Source organism: Paenibacillus sp. 1182 (assembly GCF_017833915.1).
Classification (GTDB): Bacteria; Bacillota; Bacilli; order Paenibacillales; family Paenibacillaceae; genus Paenibacillus; species Paenibacillus polymyxa_D.
Genome location: NZ_JAFICR010000023.1, coordinates 18,138 through 38,526, shown reverse-complemented (window position 1 = coordinate 38,526; position 20,389 = coordinate 18,138). Strand labels below are relative to the sequence as shown.

The following is a 20,389-nucleotide window of genomic DNA, read 5'->3' as shown; positions in this document are numbered from 1 at the left end:
AGTAATCAGTAAAATTCTTGAAGATAAGAGCTGTATTTACGTTATAAAATGAGCTATATACTGAGGTAAGAATAATAAAGAAGTCGTGCGCTAACACGACTCGAATATACAACCACTGCTTAGAAAAAAACTAATGCAGCCAATGGTATGGAATGCTTAGAGAAGGGGGCAGTTTGGTTTTACAATTGCCCTTAGCCGAATTTAATTGCGCCTGTGTAAGAAAGATACTTCCTTCCAGATTAGCCCCACTTAAATCAGCATCTCTAAAATCCGTACCGATCAAGTCTGTCATTCTCAGGTCAGCCTCTCGCAAATCAGCAGCAATCAGTAAAACTCCTCTCAGGTTGGTACCTCTAAGATTAGCGCCTCTTAAATTAGCCCCGATAAGGTCTCTACTTCTGATTTTTTTACTATATTTGTTGTGCTCTATGTTTTTCTTAACTTTTTCTCGTACTAACTCACTTGTTTGTAAAAGTAAATCATTGACTAACGCCCTATGGGTGGGTACATGAAGATTTATGAGAGATTTTGGATCTTGATTCGTAAGCTGCTCGGTTTTCGCCATAGCCTTTTGTAAGTCTGTATAGATGGGATGAGTTTCTTTTAAGTTAAGGGCTTCATTTAGGTAATAAAGCATTTCATGAAGCTGTTGCATGATGGGAAATATATTGAACATTTCCTCAGCTATTGCCGGATCGTCTCGCCAGCTTTTTCCGTTGTATGTAACTTGGGAAACTTTTTGGCCAGCTCCAAAGCAATCATATACTGTACAGCCTCGCAAGCCGTTATTTCTTAGGTTCTTATGAATATTACAACGATAATCCGCATTTAGGTTTTGACAAGGGGTTCCTCCGTCCTTATTAAAAGCAAAATCGGCTGATTTAGCATAAGGCAAGGCTACACAGCATAAACCAAAACATTGTTCACAATTTGCACTATACAATAAACACACATCCTTTTATTGGCACCTATTAAATATAATATTACCAAAAAAAGATGGAGCATGGTCTATTGTTTTTCTATAGACTTCTAGAGTCTGCTGGATCGTTTAGAGAAGAAATTTAGTCTTTTGCCAAATTTAATTGCCATGAAACACCGTATTTGTCTTCAACCCAGCCAAATTGTTGGCTTACGGGCGAGGCTTCAAGGGGCATTAGAACTCGGCCTTCCTGAGATAGCTGACTAAACACACGATGAATTTCTTCTTCCGAATCACAAGTGACGAATAGCGATAGAGCTGGGGTAAAAGGGTGTTTGTCCTGATGGTTATAGTCTATAGCCATAAAGGTTTGCCCTTTGAGGTTGAATACGGCATGTAACACGGTCCCATCTTCCTGATGGAAAATGCTCATGATACCAGACGGCTTAAAGACAGAGGTATAATATTGCATGGCTTCTTCTGCTTGACCAGAGAACATGAAAAATGTTGTAATTTTTGGATTGGAATCATGCATGAGATCAACTCCCTAGACTGGATCGTAGATGGTAACATCTTTCCTCTTTTTTAATAGAAATATTCAGCATTAGAGAATTGCTTTATGAAGACGTACACACGTGAAAGGAGAAAACAGGATGATGGACGCGACAGCAAGACTTATGGATATGTTCGGCTCAGGCAAGAAGCTGGACGCCAGCATCATTTCCGCCTATACGGATGTGGTTGCCCAATATGGGACAGTGGAGGATGCGTGGGAGTTATATAGGCTTTTTGTAGAAGATCCCCACCATTATATCAGGGGGTTGCTCCTCCAGCCGATCATGAGATGCGGGGATGTTACTTTGGCGCAGGATATGTACGAGCGTTATGTGCGAAATCAGGCATCCCCAGAACATATACCTGACGGTGTGCTGTATGTGCTAGGTTATTTGGGTTATGTGGAGGCTGCTGCTGATCTTGTCGCTTTGGTGAACGGATCGTATGGAGCTGTGTCTGTGGATGCCTGTTTGGGACTGGTACATCTTCCATGCGAACCGTACCGTGAGAAACTGGCGGCTGAATTGGAAAAAGTATTGGATCAGCATTTGTTTAATGAATTCTTACCTCTGCTAAGCTTCAAATGTACTACTGAAGATATGATTCCGCGATTGGTACATTGGGGAGAGCAACATGCCTCGGTAGACTGTAATGCGGGAATTATTGCTGGAATTGCCTTATTTGGAGAGGAGCAAAGGGATACGATTCGGTCTATTTTGTGGAATCCGCTTTGGGAGGCTCATGGAACAGCTACGGGAAGCTGTGTGTGGTCTTATATTGCTATGCAGCATGTAGGGTTGACCTTTAGAGAGCTTATTCAGGATATAAAAAGCTGTGATGTGTCCAAAGCAGGTGTACAGGACTTGGAGTACCGTTTGGAAGTGTTGTATGAGATGCTGGAACTCAAGCTAAGCTATACAGCGCGACCGATCCGGTTCGCTCGCAGCAATGAGGAATCATTTGGTCAGCTATATAGCGATTTGTTTAGCTGGTCTAACGAACATCACGATGACTCTATGATAGGTTGGATGAATGAACAGTTGGGGGGTGAGCACCGACTGCTGGAACGGTATTATGAGCTAAGGAAACGAGTCGAGATTAAACTGGTGCATGAAATTGAGCTGGAGCATGTTCAGAAAGGGAAATAATCGTATCAGGAAATAAGAATTTTTGATGTAAAAGGACGAAATAGCGGAGTTTGGCGGAGATATGGGGATTCGCCCAGTCCGCGGGCTGGTGTCCCGCATAGGATACATCAGCCTAGACACAAGGAGTGAAACACATGTCTTTACTGCCACAAGTTCCTTTCGGAACGCAACCGGGTATTCCGGGTCCATTCACGCCGTCAAGTCCTTCGATTCCACAATTTCCTGATATGCAGGATTCGTTCCCGTCTCCGATAGGTCCGCCACCAGGCCCAGGATCATTTTCGCCACAGCCGTTCTCACCGCCGCCGCAAGGGCCGTTCGGTCCGCAAGGTGGGCAGCAAGCTCAAGCACCCACTTCTCCACCACCGCAATTTACGCCACCGAAGCCGCTGGTTTCGGCCTATGCTGTTGACCCTGGAGCCATCTTCGGTTGTTTGTTCCGCAACACGTTTGTATGGCTGACGAACGGAGAGCGTTTTTGGCTGTACCCTGTCTTTGTAGGCAGAACATCGGTAGCGGGTTTTCGGTGGAGTGGACGTTTTTGGTTTTATTATGGTGTAGACCTCAACCGTATTGAGTCGTTTAGCTGTTATTGGTAATAGCGCAGCTTTAGGGAAGAGCGGGGTTTAACGGGATGATGGCTGATGGCACTGGCAAGAGAGGTAAATGGGCATATGAGGTAAGTGATGCGAAAATAAAAAGACTGAGAGAGCGCTCATCGCGTTCCCCCAGTCTTTTTTTGCTATTAATCCATCCACCAACGCTTAAAATTGCCCCACCACGATTTCTTTTCAGCTTGTCGCTCCGCTTGGTCAGTTGGTGTGGATGCCGGTTGGTTATCTTGCCCCGATAGCGTCTCCTTCGGCTCCGTGCCGCTGACGAATACCTCCAGCCGCTTGTCCGGGCTGTCCGGTGCAGCCAGCTTGCCGCTGGCCGGGTCAATATAAGCGCTGACTACGCCGTCAGGGATAGGAAAGATTTTGGGTGGCACATTCTCCAGCGCTTTCTCCGTATATTGCGCAAAAATCGGAGCCGCCCGTCGGGCATCCTGTGTGCTGATGTCCTTGCCCTTGTCATAGCCGACCCAGACAGCGGTGGACAGCTCGGGGGTAAAGCCGACCATCCACGCATCGGTGTTGGTCGTGCCGCTCTTGCCGGCAACCGGGCGCTTGATCAGCTTCGCGACCCGGTTGCCAGTGCCGCCTTCCTCGAACACGCCTTCCATAAGGCGTGTGAGGACGTAGGCGGAGGCGGGCTTCACCACCTGCACGGGCGCGGCTTGGGGCGCTTCGTACAGCGACCGCCCGGCAGCATCGGTGATGCGCAGCACTGCCACCGGAGCCACCTTTTGCCCGCCGCTACCGATGACCGAGAAGGCCGAGGCCATCTCGAACGGGCTGACGGGCGACACACCCAGCGCTAGCGAAGGTACGGGCTTGAGCTCGCTTGTAATGCCCATTTTGCTGGCGAGGTCCATGACCTTATCCGTTCCCACCTTCAAAATGGTGCTTACGGCATAGATATTATCGGACGCCGCAATTGCGCGCCGAAGATCTATTTCGCCCAAATATTTGTCTCCAAAATTTTTGGGCTTATAGGTCTTGCGATTGTTATCGTAGTGGAACAACGTCGGTCGGCTTTCGAACTTGGACGTACTCGTCAATTCGCCGGAATCCAGTGCGCTTAGATACATAATCGGCTTGAAGGAGGAGCCTGGCTGCCGGGTTGTGGCCAGCGCATGATTATATTGATTCCCGACATAGTTCGTTCCACCAACCATGGCTTTGACATGTCCGTTGCGCGGGTCCATGGAGATTAACGCGGTTTCCAGTCCGTTGCTGTTCTTCATGCCTTCGTTTACAGCCGCCTCGGCTGCCTGCTGCATGTGCATGTCCAGCGTGGTATAAATACTCAGTCCGCCATGCTCAAGCACCCCTTCGCTAATCCCAAGTTGATGAGTCGCCAGCTGGCGGACGTAATCGCGGAACCAGGGAGCGGTTTCCACTGTCCGACGCTGGCTCTCGGGCCGCAGGGCTAACATTTCCTCATAGGCCTTGGTGGCCTCAGCCGGTGTAATTTTGCCGATAAGCGCCATGGAGTCCAGAACAATTTTCTGCCGATCCTTTGCATTTTTCATATGATTATACGGTGAATAGTAGGTCGGCCCTTTCGGAATACCCGCTAACAGGGCGCTTTCGGCCAAGTCCAGATCCTTTGCGGATTTACCGAAATACATTTGCGAAGCTGCTTCAATGCCATAGGCGCCGTGACCATAGTAAATTTCGTTCAAATACATTTGTAGCAGCTCATTTTTGGTGTACTTCATTTCAAGCTGTGCGGTATAGATAGCCTCCTTGGCCTTGCGCGTCCACGTTTTCTCATGAGATAAGTACAGATTGCGTGCAAGCTGCTGAGTCAGCGTGCTGGCTCCTTGCGACATATCCCAGCGGGTCAGATTAACGATTACCGCCCGGCCCAGACCTTTGAAATCAAAGCCAAAATGATCGTAAAACTTCCGATCTTCCACAGCCAGGGTAGCTGCAATCAAATCGGGTGAAATGTGATCAAGCTGGACCGGAATGGATTCTTTGCCTCCAGCAGAGAAAGTGGCGATGACTTGCCCCTGACTATCGAGCAGACGTGAATTCCGATCCGTATCCGCGAGCGGAAGGCTGGTCGTGTACAAATAGGCGAGCAGGATGCAGGCGGCGATGACCGTCAGGATCGTGAGAGACATCAGTCCTTGAAACAATCGAAGCCAAAGCGGTTTACGCTTGGGGGATCGTCCGGTCGTATCGGTCATCATGCCACCTCCTTCCATAGTTGATGTTCTCAGTATAGTCAATCCGAAAGCGTCTATTCATCAGATACACATACGTGTCTATTTTAAACAAGATTAAATCTCCAAATTGCTTTAGCAGCTCATTCAGGTATCACTTATAATGCAAAAAGTGTGAAATTCCAATGTGTTTGGTACAATAAATATAGCAAACTTGGCGTTTGCGTGTTACTGATATAAGGAAAGTCAACGTTTATGCTACCGGATTGCCGGACACATACTTTGATCAGAAAGAAGGTTGGAATGATGGACTTGTGGTTTACGGAGAAGCAGACTCCCTCTTTCGGTATTACAGCAAAAATCAAACAAACCTACGTCTCTGAGAAAACAGATTTTCAGGATCTGGCTATGATCGAGACAGAGGAATTCGGCAATATGCTTGTTCTGGATGGCATGGTGATGACAACGGTTAAGGATGAATTTGTGTATCACGAAATGGTAGCACATCCAGCTTTGAATACACATCCCAATCCGAAAAAGGTTTTGGTTGTGGGCGGTGGCGATGGCGGCGTTATTCGTGAGGTCATCAAGCACCCTGAAGTGGAAAAGGCTGTATTGGTGGAGATCGACGGTAAGGTGATAGAATATTCCAAGAAATATTTGCCTGAAATCGCAGGAAAGCTGGACGAGCCTAATGTAGAAGTGCTGGTCAATGACGGATACATGCACATTATTGAACACAAAAATGAATACGACGTCATTATGGTCGATTCGACGGAGCCCGTAGGTCCGGCAGCCCCGCTGTTCGAGCGCGGGTTTTACCAAGGTATTTTTGAAGCATTGAAGGAAGACGGTATTTTCGTTGCACAAACGGATAATCCTTGGTTCAAGGCAGATCTGATTCAGAAGGTTAACAAAGATGTGAAGGAAATTTTCCCGATTGTGCGTGTATATGGTGCGAACATTCCAACCTATCCGAGTGGTCTATGGACATTCACGTTGGGTAGTAAGAAGTATGATCCGCTCGAAGTAGACGAAAACCGAATTCCAGAGATGGACACCCGATATTATAGTCCGCGTTTGCACAAAGCGGCGTTTGTACTACCTAAGTTTGTAGAGGATTTAACGAAGTAAACATTTTAAGAAAAAGCGTCTTAGTGGTCTTTATTGCCTGTTTTTGGGCGGAAAGGAGCGCTATAGGCGCTTTTTTGTCTTGAATAAGATTTGAAAATGGCCATGAAAGCATACTGGACACTGAATTTCCTTTTAAGATAAAAGAAGGAAATTTAAGGGTGTGTGTAGAATATACAAAAAACCAGACATTTAACAGATTTGTAATGTCAACAGGGACGGTTTGGTTATGGAAATACATAAATCGGCGATGTACCAAAGAGGGGGAAACTTTTTTGATCAGACGCTCTTTTTATTACCTGTGGGGGTCCCAGACGATCTCCAACGTAGCAGATATCATCTACATGTTGAGTGTAGTGGTATTGGTGTTCAGCTCAAGTAATTCCTTAATGACGACTATTCTAATCCCGCTGTTCCGATTGTCTGCCCAAGTGCTTAGTGGGCTCGTTGCACCAATCGTCCTCGGCCGATTTCGGCTAACACGCGTGTTGCTATTTTCCCAGTTTGGTCAGTTTGTCATTTTTACGCTACTGCTGCTTTATTTGTGGATCGTACCTGAGCAGAGGTCGTTTCTATTTATTTTTGTGATGGTGTTCGGTATGTCTTTTCTGGATGGCTGGACCAATCCTGCGCGTAATGCGCTTGTACCCCGTTTGGCTACGGGTGAAGGGCTAATGCGTGCCAACGGCATGGTGGCGGTCAGTGATCAGGTGGTCAGGTGTGCAGGCTGGGCGCTGAGCGGAATTATTGTGGCTTGGCTGGGTTCCCTGAATACGCTTGTGATTGCATCCTGTTGTTATCTCGTGGCTGTAACTGTCACGTCCTTTATTCGTGATCCGCTGGATCAGAAGGAATTAAGTCTTGAAGCTTCGGATTCCTCGACAAATGCAGTAGAGCCTGCAAAGGCAAAGGAAAAAGGCTCCCATTGGAAAGAGCTTGGGGAAGGCTGGACAATCATTTGGCACAACCGTCGTATTCGTTCTCTGATGATCGTCGATAGCGTGGATAGTATCGGGGGAGTCTCCTGGCTTGGGGTATTTATTCTGGCGTACGTCAGCCAAGTGCTGCATCGGGATGCGAGCTGGTGGGGCTTTATGAATGCGTCCTTTTTTTCGGGCACGATTTTGGGTGGATTGATTGTCGTTGGCTTGGTCAAGCGATTGCAAAAGAACAGCTTTTTGTACATGCTCGGAGCATTGCTGGTGTATGTACTGATTACCATTGTATTTGCGCTGAATACCATCCCCGCTGCTGCGCTTATTCTTTTTGCTGTATCAGGCTTACCTGTTCAGATGGCTGGTATCATTCGCCGCACCTTGCTGCAAACCAGTGCACCGGCAGCCCAGCTGCCCAAAGTGATGGCGGGAATTGATGTGCTTACAAATCTCGCTTTTGGTCTGTCTTTGTTATTCATGGGCTGGTATGCAGACCGTTTCGGTATGGTGCAGGTGTATTTGTTGGCTGCGGCCATGACTACCGTTGCTGTTCTGATCGGCTGGTTCTACCGCAGGGATTTTCAGGAAAGTGAGCAAATGGACCAACCAACCGCTACGGGCGCTGGGATTTAAAATTGGGGTTCCCGTTAGGCGTGACAGCATTCATTGGATGAGTTCAATTTTACAGGAACACCACTGGAATAACGTTGACGGTGGTGTTCCTTTCATATCATATTAAATTAAATGGTATGTCTGTTGAGCAATACGTGCCATTCCTAATGTCAGGTCCGTTTGCTCGTGAGATATGTTTTGACGGCAGGAGGAGTGTAATTTGTAAATTGCTGTAGGATTCCTTGCGAAGTAGTATCCGTAATTACCAACGCACGATATTTTTCCTGCATAAATTGTTCCTCAACCATACGATTAAACAAGGAAATAAGAGGATCGTAATAATGGTTAATATTTAAAAGACCGCATGGCTTTTCATGCAAGCCTAATTGCGCCCATGTGAAAATTTCAAAGTATTCTTCCATTGTACCTGGGCCACCTGGTAAAACAATGAATCCGTCCGCAATCTCTGCCATTTTAGATTTTCGTTCGTGCATGGAATCAACAATGATTAATTCGCTCAGGCCATTATGTGCAATTTCACGGCTTTGCAAAAAGTGAGGGAGTACACCGATGACGTGACCTCCTGCATGAAGTGCCGCGTCAGCCACTGCACCCATTAAACCAACACTTGCTCCTCCATAAATCAGGCTTATTTCCTGTTCGGCAAGTGCCTTGCCCAGAGCAACAGCATGCTCTCGATAAATCTCAGACGCTCCATTACTGGAACCGCAAAAAACAGCAATGCTTTTCATATGAGATTCTCCTTTATGTATATCTTTTTGCAAGTTTTTGCTGGTGTGTTCGAAATATATCCTCCAAGGTGATGTCATACTTGTTGGCGATCACGATGAGATTACCCAGTACGTCTCCAAGTTCTTCAGTTAAATGCTCCCTGTTCTCCTCGAATGAACCATCGATCTCATCAGGCCGGTCTCTGCCGATCTCCAGGGCGCGAATAGCTCTCGCAACCTCCCCGGTTTCCTCTGCCAAGAAACCAATTCGGACGAAGATATCTAAATCAGACCAGTTCCTCTCCTGATAATATTGCTTGACCCACTTTTGAAATTCATTAATATCCATATTCAGCCTCCCAACTGAAACCCATGCATGATGTTGGCTATACAAACCATAAGGTTTAGATGAAACGGAAACGTTTGTTCTCGTTTTATTATATAATATAGGGGGGGATTTATCAAAGAAAAATAAAAAAGCCAATTGCTTAAAAAGCAACCGACCTTTTTTTAAGAACGTTGACCTTACTGATGCGACCGTATCCGGTCAGCCTTTTAAGCCGTAGTAAACTGGCTGTTATAGAGCGAGGCATAATGGCCGCCGCTGGCAAGCAGCCCCTCATGGGTACCACTTTCGACGACATCGCCGTTTTTCATGTATAGAATCAAATCCGCTTCGCGGATGGTCGATAGTCTGTGGGCGATCACAAAGCTGGTGCGTCCGGCAATCATTTTCATAAATGCTTTTTGGATACGCGCTTCTGTCAGAGTGTCTATGCTACTGGTCGCTTCATCCAGGATCAGCATAGGTGGATCGACGAGGATTACCCTCGCGATGGTAAGCAGCTGTTTTTGGCCTTGCGACAGGCTGTCGCCTGACCCGCTGATGACCGTATCGTAGCCATGAGGCAGTCGCTTGATGAAGCTATGCGCATTGGCAGCTGTTGCAGCCGCGATGACTTCTTCGTCCGTGGCTTCCGGCTTCCCGTAAGCGATATTGTCCCGAATGGTTCCGCTGAACAGCCATGTATCTTGAAGCACCATACCAAAGTTAGTCCGCAGGCTGTCCCGGCTCATGTCGTTGATATTCACCCCGTCGATGGATATCGAGCCGCTGTCCACATCGTAAAACCGCATGAGCAGATTGACGAGTGTGGTTTTGCCAGCTCCGGTCTGCCCGACAATGGCCACACGAGTGCCTGGCTTAACTTCTAAACTAAAGTTCGTAATGAGCGTACGTTCCGGGTTATAGGAGAATTTGACATGATCAAAAAGAATCGTGCCTTTGCTGCGCTCCAGCTGTACGGCGTTCGATTTTTCCGGCTGCTCTGGCGGTGAGTCCAAAATCGCAAATATGCGCTGAGCAGAAGCCGTGGCTGCCTGGAACTGGGTGAGAACACCCGTAATTTCATTAAAGGGCTTGGCGAACAAATTGGTATAAATCAGAAAGCTCGACAATCCACCTACCGAGATCCCACCCAAAATGATGGAGATACAACCAATCATGGCGGTGACTGAAAAAGTCATGTTGTTCACCAATCGGGTGGAGGGGTTGGACAATGATCCGTAAAACTGTGATTTCACCCCGGCTTGATACAATTGTTCGTTTCTGGCGGAAAATTCCTCAAGCGAGCGGTTTTCATAATGAAAAGCAGTAACTACCCGTTGCCCGCCGATCATTTCTTCCACGTAACCGTTCAGGCTTCCTAAAATTTTGGCCTGTTCGCGGAACATACGCTGTGACCTTGTCGTAATGAACCGTGCCACACCGTATGTGATCGGGGCAGACACCAATACGACCAACGTCATGATCGGACTGATATACAGCATGAGTACAATGGAGCCTATAATCGTAATAATCCCGGTAATCAAGGTGGAAAATCCTTGCAGCAATCCATCCGACACAGCATCCATATCGTTCACGAAACGGCTAATGCTGTCTCCTTGCGGATGAGTGTCATGAAAGCTTAACGGAAGGATATTAAAATGATCAAATAACTCCCGCCGCATATCATTTACGGTCTGAAAAGCAATACGGTTCGTCAAATACGTGAGTAGCCAGCTAAACAGACTGCCTACAACATATACAATGCCTAATCCAGCTAGAATCTGTGCAATACCTTTAAAATTCACTGCTCCCTTATCCACCATGTGGTCGATAGCTTGACCAATCATGTAGGGTCCGATCAGACTGGCAAGCACGCTGAGAATCGCACTGACGATGACCCAAAATGTTGTTGTTTTATATTGACCGACATAGGTTAACAATCTTCTCCAGGTTTCCTTGCCACTCATTGGTCCACCTCCTGCGTTGAGAGCTGGGAGCGATTAATTTCCTGATATACCTCCGAGCTGCTCATCAACTGATCATGTGTGCCGATTCCGACAATCCGGCCTTCATCAAATACAATGATTTTATCAGCATGCTGTACGCTGCTTACTCGTTGCGAGACCAGTAGGACAGTCATGCGGGTGCTTTTTTCCCGTAGCGATTTCCGGAGGGCGGCGTCAGTTGCAAAATCAAGTGCGCTTGAGGAATCGTCCAAAATCAGAATTTCCGGATTGCCTACAATAGCTCTGGCAATGGTAAGTCGCTGTTTTTGTCCTCCCGATAGATTAAGTCCTCCTCGGGTGATCGGGGCATCGAATTTTTCCGGCAAGTTAGAAATAAATTCATCCGCTTGCGCGATTGCTGCGGCTTGAGCGACTTCCTCGTCGGTGGCGTGTTCATGTCCCCAACGGATATTATCCGCTATCGTCCCAGTGAACAGCAGCGCCTTCTGAGGAACAATACCGATTTTCTGCCGCAATTGCTCAAGCTTATACTGCCGAACGTCGATGCCGTCAACCTGCACACGACCCTCTACCGCATCATAGAAACGGGGAATGAGATTCACAAAAGTGGATTTCCCCGAACCTGTCCCTCCGATGATGCCGACCGTCTCACCGGGATAGATGTTTACGACTACATCACTAAGTGCCAGTTGTCCTGTCTTATTGTATCCAAAGGAAACATGATCAAAAGAGATGGCTGGTACAGCGCCATGCCCACTTGTTCCCTCCCTGTCTATAGATGTAGAAGTAGCAGCAGTGTCGGAAATCGAAGCTTGCGTGTCTAGGACCTCCTGAATCCGCGCTGCTGAAGTGGCAGCCTTGGTGAACAAAATAATTAAATTGGTCACCACAATCAGAGCTAATAAAATTTGCGTAATGTAATTAATAAAGGCAATAATCTCCCCTTGTGTAAGTGATCCATATTGGATATGGATGCCGCCGATCCACAGGATTGCAATAATAGCTCCGTTTACCACCAGCAAGGTGGCAGGGCTTAGCAAAGCAGAAATACGTCCGACACGAATAGCGGTCTGAGTCAGGTCATCCGAAGCGGCCTTGAATTTAACTCGCTCAGCGCCTCTTTTGGCAAATGCGCGTATGACCCGTACGCCTGTAAGATTTTCGCTAAGTACCAGAGCGATTTTATCGAGTTTTTTTTGATACCGACGATACAGTGGTGAAGCCTTCGTAATGACCACATACAGGATCAAAGCTAGAACCGGTGTAGCCGCCAACAGCACCAAAGCCAGGCGGAAATCCAGGATCATGGACATGATAATAGCCCCGATACAAATAAAAGGAGCACGAATGACCAGACGAATCAGCATCGCTACAGCCGTTTGGAGTTGATTGACATCATTCGTAATCCGGTTGATGAGCGAGGGCGTACCGAACTTATCGAGATCAGCATAAGAAAACGATGAAATATGTTTAAACATCGTATTGCGCAGCGTAGTCCCGAATCCTTGGGAGGCACGGGCTGCGTAAAACTGACACACTAATGAACTGCCAAAGCCCAGTATAGTCATGAGTAACATCAAAAGACCCATCTGCCAAACATAATGGGTGTCTCCTTTACCTACACCATGATTGATCATTAAGGCAACCATAGTGGGCAGCAATAGTTCCAAGATGGCCTCAATCAGTTTAAATAGAGGCCCAAGAATCGTTTCCTTTTTATAGGGTTTCAAAAAAACAGCAAATTTCAGCAAATAAACCATCACCTAACCTAAATAATGTATATAGCCTCATGCCGCAATAGCATATCTGAATTTGATTATGTCATATCCCCAACCATATGAATAATATTTAATATATATTAGAGGTATAGGTTTTACATATATCAGTACCGGAGGGCCATAATGATGGAATTGAGACATCTCAAGTATTTTTTGGCGATCGCAGAGGCCGGACAGATTACAGCGGCAGCCAAAAAGCTGCAAATCGCACAGCCTCCCTTAAGTCAGCAGCTCATGCAACTGGAGGAAGAGCTTGGTGTAAAGCTCGTGCATCGAGGCTCGCGAAGCATCCAGTTGACGGAGGCCGGCATCATTTTACAGAATAGGGCCAAGCAGATTCTGGAGCTGACAGATGCCACAACGAGAGAAATTAACGATTTTGCCTTGGGGATGAAGGGTACGCTTACCATTGGAACGGTCTCCTCTTCCGGCGCAGCCCTAATGAAAGACAGGCTTTCCGAATTTCATAAAACCTATGCGGGTGTAAAATTTGAAATTCATGAGGGAAATACCTTTAGGATTCTCGATCTTTTGAACAAAGGAATTGTCGAGGTCGGTATCGTCAGAACCCCTTTTAATACCACTGATTTAGGGTGCAGATATGCGTCCTCCGAACCGATGATCGCAGTGATGACAGAAGAACATGACTGGAACCCCGAACAGAAGACCATCCCGTTGTCTGGCTTGAAAAACAGGCCGCTCATCGTATATCGCCGCTTTGAACAATTGATCCACGATACCTGTATAAAGCATGGCTTTGAGCCAAATTTCTTTTGCAAAAACGATGATGCTCGCACCACGCTTCATTGGGCTAATGAAGGGCTGGGGATCGGTATGATTTCGCGGTCTGCGTTGTCACTCGGAAGCAATAACCAGTTAATCGTTAAGGAAATTATGTGTGAAGAATTGCATACACGTGTGGCGGCTGTCTGGATGAAGGATAAATACATGTCTTCTCTAGCCTCTCGATTCATTGAAAGTTTTAGCCAAGCATCTGATGGAGCTGACTTAAGGTAGCTAAATTTTTTGGATGAAAGCATCTTTTTGTAAAAACTCATTTGAATTGCAATCGGGAACTGGATATAGTAGTACAGTAGGATAGCAATAGAATGGAGTTTGAATACATGCCACATAATGCAAAGGTCCGAATCCGTCTTCATAGTCATCATGACGGAGAAGATGTGGTACAGGAACTTCCCGGAGAAGCGATTGTGCGTGGGAAGCATCTATATATAAGGTACGATGAGCCGCAAGAAAGTCCTGAGGGCGGTACGACACGGAACACAGTCAAGATCGGACCGGATGAGCTAAAGCTGATTCGTCACGGTGAGGTACAATCAGAGCAGTCGTTTGCGCTGGGACGCAGGTTGCCTGGATTTTACCGCTCGCCTTATTTAAACCTGAACATGTCTGCGCATACGCAGAAGCTTGATATTCGGATGGATGGATTCAGCGGACATGTGAGCTGGACCTATGATCTGTACGTATTTGAGGATTTCTCGGGGCATTTTGCCATCAGTTTGCATATACAGGAGGAGCAATAATCATGACAAGCAATCCACTGGAACTTATTAATCAAAAGGTGACTTTAGCAATCGAGGCGGCGGTGCTGGCTGCCGGAATCGTGAGCCGCGAAGAGCTGCCGACCATTACGCTGGAGGTGCCCAAGGACAAGTCACACGGTGATTTGGCTACCAACGTTGCGATGCAGCTCACCCGCATTGCGAAGAAGAACCCACGGCAAATCGCTGAAGACTTAATCGCGAATATGGATTTAGCTTCCGCTTCTATTGAAAGTGCGGAAATCGCTGGACCGGGTTTTATTAACTTCCGCCTGAACAAGAGCTACCTGTACGCAGTCATTGGACAAGTGCAGGAGCAGGGGGCAGATTACGGGCGTATACAGGAAGGTGCAGGCAAAAAGGTACAAATCGAGTTTGTCAGCGCCAATCCGACAGGTAGCCTTCACTTAGGTCATGCACGTGGTGCAGCCGTAGGGGATGCTCTTTGCAACGTGCTTGATTTTGCCGGATACAAAGTAACTCGTGAATACTACATTAATGATGCGGGCAACCAGATTTACAACATGAGCCGCTCTATTGAAGCGCGTTATTTGCAGGAGCTGGGACAGCCTGCGGAGATGCCGGAGGATGGTTACCATGGTGAGGATATCATCGGGTTTGCCAAGGAACTGGTGGCCGAAAAGGGCGATTCTCTGTTGTCCATGGAACCGGGAGATCGTGCTGCTTATTTCCGTGACTACGGTCTGGAAAAGGAACTAAACAAGATTAAGCGTGATCTGGAGCTGTTCCGTGTACCTTTTGACTCCTGGTTCAGCGAAACGTCGCTGTATGAAAATGGTGAAGTGCTTAAAGCGCTGAATGAGCTGCGTGACCGTGAAGAGATTTACGAGAAGGACGGAGCTACATGGCTGAATACGACCAAGTACGGCGACGATAAAGACCGTGTCTTGATCAAAAATGACGGTACATATACGTACCTGACCCCGGATATCGCTTACCATCGCGATAAATATGCTCGTGGGTATGACACGATCATCAACATTTGGGGAGCGGATCACCATGGCTATATTCCACGGATGAAGGCAGCAATGGAAGCACTGGGTAATGACCCGGATAAGCTTAAAGTGTTGATTGCCCAAATGGTCAGCTTGTTCCAAAATGGGGAAAAAGTAAAAATGTCCAAACGTACTGGCAAGGCCGTGACGATGGAAGATCTGATGGAAGAAGTGGGTGTAGACGCGATCCGTTACTTCTTCACTATGCGCAGCATGGATTCGCACCTGGATTTTGACATGGATTTGGCGATTTCCACTTCCAATGAGAATCCAGTATTCTACGTACAATATGCGCACGCACGTGCATGCAGCGTATATCGTCAAGCTGAAGAGCAGGGGATTGCTGTGCTGCCGTTGGCGGAAGTTGACTTGTCCAAGCTGACGGCTGAGCATGAATACGATTTGCTCCGCAAAATCGGCGAGCTGCCGGAGGAAGTATCGGTGGCGGCTGCAAACTTTGCACCACACCGTATGATTCGCTATGTCTACGAGCTGGCTTCATTGTTCCACAGCTACTATAAGGCAGAGCGCGTCATTACAGAGGATGCCGCTCAAACGCAGGCACGCTTGGCGTTGTTTGGTGCGGTGCGCACGACCATTGCCAACGTACTGAAGCTGGTGGGCGTGTCTGCACCGGAACGTATGTAAGCAAGCAACTTTAACATCATGACCTTGTAGTCATATAAATAATAATAAAAGGAACCGAGGCGCCACTCTCAACAGGTTGGCGCCTCGGTTCCTTTTTATGTTGGATTAGCTTAGTAGCGTTCCAGTACCAAATTCGTTTTCAGGGAATCGGCGGGAACCAGCCATCCTTTGGATTGCAACAGGTTCATCAGCTTGGTGCGGTTGCTGGCGGCAACACTGTAATCCGAGGTTTTGAAGGAGATTTCGATAATATTTTCTGTACCTGATCCGTTTGCGCTGCGAATAGGCCATATTTCAACGTCGGTATCCAGTCCCTGAAAGCTACCTTCATATTTGCTGACCTGTACCGGACCGCGTACTCTGGAGTCTGCCAGAGTTTTCTTGCCCCAGTTGCTGGATTTCCAGTTTTGCAGCTTGCCCGGAAGATTATCCTGTAGTTGCTTTAATGCTTGATCTGGGGAAGGCAGAGCCAATCCTTTGGAGGCGTTTGTTTTTTTATCATTGGAAAAACTTAGTGTTTGCTTGCTGTATCCCCAATCCACCTCAGCCTCATAATTATCATCAGATGCGCTGAACCCTTCTTTATTCGCTTGGGTGAGCGCCGCGTCGATATTTCCATTTGTGACCGTATAGCGCTTTTTGTAGGTTAATTCATATTTTTTTTGTCCTCTTTTTTGCGAAACCTCACGTTCCAGCCCTCGTCATTTAATTGCAATGAATTTGTATCAAAATACTCGACGCTCAATCGTTGTGCATCGTCGCTAATTTGAAACTCGTTCACGATGCCACTTTTTAATGAGCCATCCGCATTGAGCACCTGAGCCGTATCCAGTAGTAGCTTCACCTCATAGCTTGGTGTGGCATTGGCGGCAGCTTGTACCGGTTCTGCTCCTTTCCATCCTGTTACGAGCAGTACTGCACTCAGAGCTACTACCGACATCAATTGGGTGATACGAAGGCCTGTTTTCATTTCATCCTCTCCTGTTCGTCCGAATAGGTTACACGCTACACTTTACGGGTGTATTGTCAGTCGTATGTCAAAGCAAGAGGGTACTCCGGTAAAAAAAAGACATAATTTCTATATGACAGGTAAGATTTAATCTTGGTTCCATGATAAATATTCGGTGAATCTGTGAATGAGCGCCGAGCGATGGCGGTCTTTGTTGCTGACCATATAAATATACCGCTCAACAGACTGCCCCGGAATAGGTCTTACAACCAGTAAGCCCCGCTCAACCTCTGACTGAACGGCAATGCGAGAGACAAAGGAGATGTGTTCTCCCAGCATAACCGCCTGTTTGATGGCTTCCAGTGAATCCAACTCCAGATAGGAGGGAAGTCGCCGACTCCCACGCTCCAGCCATTTGTCGGTCACGTGGCGTGTGCTGGAATCCTTGCCATGTAATACGAAGGAGGAAGAAGCGATAAGCTCGGGTGTCAAATCGGTTTCGTTGGCGAGCGGATGAGTGGGTGAGCAGATGAGCATCAGTTCATCTTCGCCCAAGGATTCTGAGAGTAGCGTTGGGGATTGAAACGGCTCTGCCGAAATGATGCCAAGATCAATTTCGTGACGAGCGAGCATGTCCTTGATCACGGGCGCAGTTTTCACAGACAAGGCGATGTGAATGCCCGGATGCTCACGGGCAAAGCGGTGCAACACAGCAGGAAGCAAGTAGGTAGCGGGTACATAGCTTGCGCCAATACGTATGCTTCCCCGCTGGAGCGTATCGAACTCGCGGACGACTCGCTCAGCTTCGGCAGCCAGTGCATTAATTTTGCTGGCATAGTGCAGTAGCGCATTTCCAGCATCCGTCAGGATGATTTTGCCCATGCGTGTGTCAAACAGCTTTACGCCGAATTCACGCTCCAGATTTTTCATATGAAAAGTAACAGTGGGTTGCTTTAGGCCAAGAAGCTCGGCGACCGTGGTAATTTTATGGTGCTTATTCAGCAGTTCTACAATATGTAACTTTAGAAGACTTAAATTCACTTAGAATGCCTCGCTTTCAGGTTAATCGAACAATCATGCCTATTTGTAGGGGTAGCAGCATCAATCCCCTCTATATAGATTAAATCTATGAGTGTTAACACAATTCATTGAAATAATTAATTTTGTTTTAACTTTCCAATAACACAGCTTGCGAATTCAAGTTTTACACTGGGGTCAGTCAGAAGAACAGGCAGGTAATGCGATGAATCAGGATCTGTATATTCACGGATTAAGTAAGACCTTCAGCCAAATAACAGCGCTGCATGAGACGAATCTGGTCGTACGCCGGGGCAAATTCACAACACTGCTCGGACCGTCCGGCTGTGGGAAAACAACGCTCTTGCGCTTGATTGCTGGTCTGGAGACACCGGATACCGGCACAATCACGATGGGAGAGGAAATTCTTTTTTCGACTGAACGCAAAAAGGATATTCCCGCCCATCTCCGCCACTTTGGTATGGTCTTTCAGGATTTCGCTCTGTGGCCGCATATGACGGTGTTTGAAAATGTGGCCTTCGGCCTGCGTGCGGGCAAGCGGGGGAAAGGGTTTGCCAGCGCCCGAGACAAGGAACTGCGGACAGTGGTGCTGGAGGCGCTCGACATGGTCAGATTGTCAGGGATGGAGGATCGGTATCCTCATCAGCTGTCCGGTGGTCAGCAGCAGCGGGTTGCCTTCGCAAGAGCGGTTGCTATCCGGCCTCGACTGGTGTTGTTCGACGAGCCTCTCAGTGCGCTGGATGCGGTGCTACGGGAGGAGATGCGCATTGAGATGTTGTCGCTTGTGCGCGATCTGGGGCTGACCGCCCTATATGTCACCCATGATCAGATCGAGGCCATGTCCATGTCTGATGAAGTGGTTGTTATGAAAAGTGGACATATTTTGCAGACCGGAACACCAGAGGTGATCTACGGTTGCCCAGCTCATCCAGAGGTGGCGAGGTTTATCGGCAAATCCAACTGGCTGGAGTTGGAACGGACACTATTTCGTCCTGAACATGTCCGTTGGGAACAGGAGCAAGCGGATCAGCACGCTTTTACAGTAGAGATCCTGCATGTCAGCTATGTCGGCGATCGTTATGAAATTCGTATACTAGCCGAGAGCGGCGAGCAATGGACTGCATATCATTCCATCCGCTTGCCCATAGGTCAACAAATGAACATTTGGGTATCACCGCAACACATCCACCAACTTGAAGCATAGGGAAAAGGGGTATATAAGATGATGAATAGGCATGTTTTTCGTACAGGATGGAAAAAAGGGACGATGCTCGCATTAACCTTGACTTTTGGACTCGCTGTGGCGGGTTGCGGAACAGCAACGCCAACCAAGGATGGGGCGCCAGCTAATGGATCAGCAGGACAAGCGGAGGCGGCATCCACCGATCAGAAGTTGGTGGTCTACAGCGCAGGCCCGGATGGACTGGCGAAAAAGCTGATAGCAGGATATGAGGCGCAGAGCGGAGTGAAGGTAGAGTTGTTTCAGGGAACGACAGGAAAAATTTTGGCCCGTATGGAAGCCGAGAAGACGAATCCGGTAGCGGACGTGGTTGTGCTGGCATCGCTTCCGTCTGTACAAGGCTTGAAAAAGGAAGGACTAACACTGCCTTACCCGGATGCCAAAAACGCGGACAAGCTAAATCCAGACTGGTCCGATAAGGAGGGCAACTACTTCAGTACCAGTGCTTCTGCTCTGGGCATTGCGTATAACACAAAGCTGGTGAAAACACCACCAACTTCATGGGCCGATTTAGCGAAGCCTGAGTACAAGGATCAGGTTAACATCCCCGACCCATCACTGTCCGGCTCAGCATTGGACTTTATGACAGGCTATCTGAGCGCCAAGGGCGATGGAGGCTGGACGTTGTTTGAGCAGTACAAGGCAAACGGTGTGGCCATGGCTGGTGCCAATCAGGAAGCGCTGGACCCCGTGATTACCGGAGCTAAAGGTATAGTCGTTGCTGCGGTCGATTACATGACCTACAAGGCTAAAGCCAAAGGCGAGCCGATTGACATCGTCTATCCAACAGAGGGAACCGTCATCAGCCCACGTCCTGCTGCAATTCTCAAGTCAACGCAGCATGAGCAGAATGCCAAGGCATTTATTGACTATCTGTTGTCGGACGACGCACAGAAACTAGTAGCGGATGCCTCCTTACTCCCGGGCCGCACGGATATCAAAGCTGACAAGCGTGCCAATCTGGACGAGATCCCATTGCTGAAGACCAATTGGGAATGGATGGGCGAACATGGATCAGACGTGACAGAGAAGTTCACGCAAATGTTCAAATAA

The 20,389-nt window shown here is 47.7% G+C and carries 17 protein-coding genes and 1 pseudogene; 9 read left to right on the top strand and 9 right to left on the bottom strand.

The window, feature by feature from the left end; genetic code table 11:
• Positions 1 to 130 precede the first annotated feature (130 nt).
• Positions 131 to 943, bottom strand: a complete 813-nt coding sequence (locus JOD82_RS28145) for a pentapeptide repeat-containing protein (RefSeq protein ID WP_029514927.1) — start codon at positions 941 to 943, stop codon at positions 131 to 133.
• 118 nt (positions 944 to 1,061) lie between these two features.
• The gene (locus JOD82_RS28140) at positions 1,062 to 1,454 is read right to left on the bottom strand and encodes a VOC family protein (RefSeq protein WP_165150540.1); all 393 of its coding nucleotides are present in this window, start codon (positions 1,452 to 1,454) and stop codon (positions 1,062 to 1,064) included.
• A gap of 118 nt (positions 1,455 to 1,572) precedes the next feature.
• Between JOD82_RS28140 and JOD82_RS28135 the strand changes: the two genes are divergently transcribed.
• Together JOD82_RS28135 and JOD82_RS28130 are read left to right on the top strand one after the other, a co-directional pair.
• Positions 1,573 to 2,622 (top strand): hypothetical protein, encoded by a 1,050-nt coding sequence (locus JOD82_RS28135; protein WP_209950350.1) that lies wholly within the window; start codon positions 1,573 to 1,575, stop codon positions 2,620 to 2,622.
• 134 nt (positions 2,623 to 2,756) lie between these two features.
• Positions 2,757 to 3,221 (top strand): transporter, encoded by a 465-nt coding sequence (locus tag JOD82_RS28130; RefSeq protein WP_069011486.1) that lies wholly within the window; start codon positions 2,757 to 2,759, stop codon positions 3,219 to 3,221.
• Between the two features lie 146 nt (positions 3,222 to 3,367).
• On the opposite strand, the gene JOD82_RS28125 is transcribed toward JOD82_RS28130, so the two are convergent.
• A complete protein-coding gene (locus tag JOD82_RS28125) occupies positions 3,368 to 5,425 on the bottom strand; it encodes a transglycosylase domain-containing protein (RefSeq protein WP_209950349.1) in 2,058 nt (685 codons plus the stop codon).
• A 282-nt stretch (positions 5,426 to 5,707) separates the two neighbouring features.
• On the opposite strand from JOD82_RS28125, the gene speE reads away from it, so the two are divergent.
• A complete protein-coding gene (speE, locus tag JOD82_RS28120) occupies positions 5,708 to 6,535 on the top strand; it encodes a polyamine aminopropyltransferase (protein ID WP_029514919.1) in 828 nt (275 codons plus the stop codon).
• 272 nt (positions 6,536 to 6,807) lie between these two features.
• Positions 6,808 to 8,100 carry an MFS transporter gene (locus JOD82_RS28115; protein WP_029514918.1) on the top strand — a complete coding sequence of 431 codons (1,293 nt, stop codon included), beginning with the start codon at positions 6,808 to 6,810 and terminating at the stop codon, positions 8,098 to 8,100.
• A gap of 149 nt (positions 8,101 to 8,249) precedes the next feature.
• Here the strand turns inward: JOD82_RS28115 and JOD82_RS28110 are convergent, their stop codons facing one another.
• The 4 genes from JOD82_RS28110 to JOD82_RS28095 all read right to left on the bottom strand — a co-directional run bounded on the left by JOD82_RS28110 (position 8,250) and on the right by JOD82_RS28095 (position 12,856).
• Positions 8,250 to 8,831 carry an LOG family protein gene (locus tag JOD82_RS28110; RefSeq protein WP_029514915.1) on the bottom strand — a complete coding sequence of 194 codons (582 nt, stop codon included), beginning with the start codon at positions 8,829 to 8,831 and terminating at the stop codon, positions 8,250 to 8,252.
• A gap of 13 nt (positions 8,832 to 8,844) precedes the next feature.
• Entirely contained in the window at positions 8,845 to 9,159 is a 315-nt protein-coding gene (locus tag JOD82_RS28105) for a MazG nucleotide pyrophosphohydrolase domain-containing protein (RefSeq protein WP_029514913.1), read from the bottom strand.
• A gap of 206 nt (positions 9,160 to 9,365) precedes the next feature.
• On the bottom strand, positions 9,366 to 11,105 hold the full coding sequence (locus JOD82_RS28100) for an ABC transporter ATP-binding protein (RefSeq protein ID WP_209950348.1): 1,740 nt from the start codon (positions 11,103 to 11,105) through the stop codon (positions 9,366 to 9,368).
• Positions 11,102 to 12,856: an ABC transporter ATP-binding protein gene (locus JOD82_RS28095; RefSeq protein WP_209950347.1), complete on the bottom strand. Its 1,755-nt coding sequence runs from the start codon at positions 12,854 to 12,856 to the stop codon at positions 11,102 to 11,104. The genes JOD82_RS28100 and JOD82_RS28095 overlap by 4 nt, the downstream gene beginning before the upstream one ends.
• A 153-nt stretch (positions 12,857 to 13,009) precedes the next feature.
• Here JOD82_RS28095 and JOD82_RS28090 point away from each other — a divergent pair, with 153 nt between their 5' ends.
• From JOD82_RS28090 to argS, 3 genes are all read left to right on the top strand, one after another.
• The gene (locus tag JOD82_RS28090) at positions 13,010 to 13,900 is read left to right on the top strand and encodes a LysR family transcriptional regulator (protein ID WP_209950358.1); all 891 of its coding nucleotides are present in this window, start codon (positions 13,010 to 13,012) and stop codon (positions 13,898 to 13,900) included.
• 92 nt (positions 13,901 to 13,992) lie between these two features.
• On the top strand, positions 13,993 to 14,427 hold the full coding sequence (locus JOD82_RS28085; protein ID WP_080658551.1) for a YwiB family protein: 435 nt from the start codon (positions 13,993 to 13,995) through the stop codon (positions 14,425 to 14,427).
• Positions 14,428 to 14,429: 2 nt separating this feature from the next.
• A complete protein-coding gene (argS, locus tag JOD82_RS28080) occupies positions 14,430 to 16,109 on the top strand; it encodes an arginine--tRNA ligase (protein WP_069011482.1) in 1,680 nt (559 codons plus the stop codon).
• Between the two features lie 110 nt (positions 16,110 to 16,219).
• Here argS and JOD82_RS29665 read toward each other — a convergent pair.
• Both JOD82_RS29665 and JOD82_RS28070 read right to left on the bottom strand, forming a co-directional pair.
• Positions 16,220 to 17,079, bottom strand: a pseudogene (locus JOD82_RS29665) (hypothetical protein).
• Positions 17,080 to 17,205: 126 nt separating this feature from the next.
• Positions 17,206 to 18,099: a LysR family transcriptional regulator gene (locus tag JOD82_RS28070; protein WP_029514902.1), complete on the bottom strand. Its 894-nt coding sequence runs from the start codon at positions 18,097 to 18,099 to the stop codon at positions 17,206 to 17,208.
• Between the two features lie 202 nt (positions 18,100 to 18,301).
• On the opposite strand from JOD82_RS28070, the gene JOD82_RS28065 reads away from it, so the two are divergent.
• Positions 18,302 to 19,300: an ABC transporter ATP-binding protein gene (locus JOD82_RS28065; RefSeq protein ID WP_209950346.1), complete on the top strand. Its 999-nt coding sequence runs from the start codon at positions 18,302 to 18,304 to the stop codon at positions 19,298 to 19,300.
• Positions 19,301 to 19,318: 18 nt separating this feature from the next.
• The gene (locus tag JOD82_RS28060; protein ID WP_029514900.1) at positions 19,319 to 20,389 is read left to right on the top strand and encodes an ABC transporter substrate-binding protein; all 1,071 of its coding nucleotides are present in this window, start codon (positions 19,319 to 19,321) and stop codon (positions 20,387 to 20,389) included.

Bases quoted from the DNA above. Each gene is read 5' to 3' on its own strand.
- JOD82_RS28130 (WP_069011486.1), top strand. From the start codon at position 2,757: ATGTCTTTACTGCCACAAGTTCCTTTCGGAACGCAACCGGGTATTCCG.
- JOD82_RS28100 (WP_209950348.1), bottom strand. From the start codon at position 11,105: ATGAGTGGCAAGGAAACCTGGAGAAGATTGTTAACCTATGTCGGTCAA.
- JOD82_RS28065 (WP_209950346.1), top strand. From the start codon at position 18,302: ATGAATCAGGATCTGTATATTCACGGATTAAGTAAGACCTTCAGCCAA.
- JOD82_RS28140 (WP_165150540.1), bottom strand. From the start codon at position 1,454: ATGCATGATTCCAATCCAAAAATTACAACATTTTTCATGTTCTCTGGT.
- JOD82_RS28105 (WP_029514913.1), bottom strand. From the start codon at position 9,159: ATGGATATTAATGAATTTCAAAAGTGGGTCAAGCAATATTATCAGGAG.
- JOD82_RS28085 (WP_080658551.1), top strand. From the start codon at position 13,993: ATGGAGTTTGAATACATGCCACATAATGCAAAGGTCCGAATCCGTCTT.
- JOD82_RS28110 (WP_029514915.1), bottom strand. From the start codon at position 8,831: ATGAAAAGCATTGCTGTTTTTTGCGGTTCCAGTAATGGAGCGTCTGAG.
- JOD82_RS28090 (WP_209950358.1), top strand. From the start codon at position 13,010: ATGGAATTGAGACATCTCAAGTATTTTTTGGCGATCGCAGAGGCCGGA.
- JOD82_RS28135 (WP_209950350.1), top strand. From the start codon at position 1,573: ATGATGGACGCGACAGCAAGACTTATGGATATGTTCGGCTCAGGCAAG.
- argS (WP_069011482.1), top strand. From the start codon at position 14,430: ATGACAAGCAATCCACTGGAACTTATTAATCAAAAGGTGACTTTAGCA.
- JOD82_RS28060 (WP_029514900.1), top strand. From the start codon at position 19,319: ATGATGAATAGGCATGTTTTTCGTACAGGATGGAAAAAAGGGACGATG.
- speE (WP_029514919.1), top strand. From the start codon at position 5,708: ATGGACTTGTGGTTTACGGAGAAGCAGACTCCCTCTTTCGGTATTACA.
- JOD82_RS28125 (WP_209950349.1), bottom strand. From the start codon at position 5,425: ATGACCGATACGACCGGACGATCCCCCAAGCGTAAACCGCTTTGGCTT.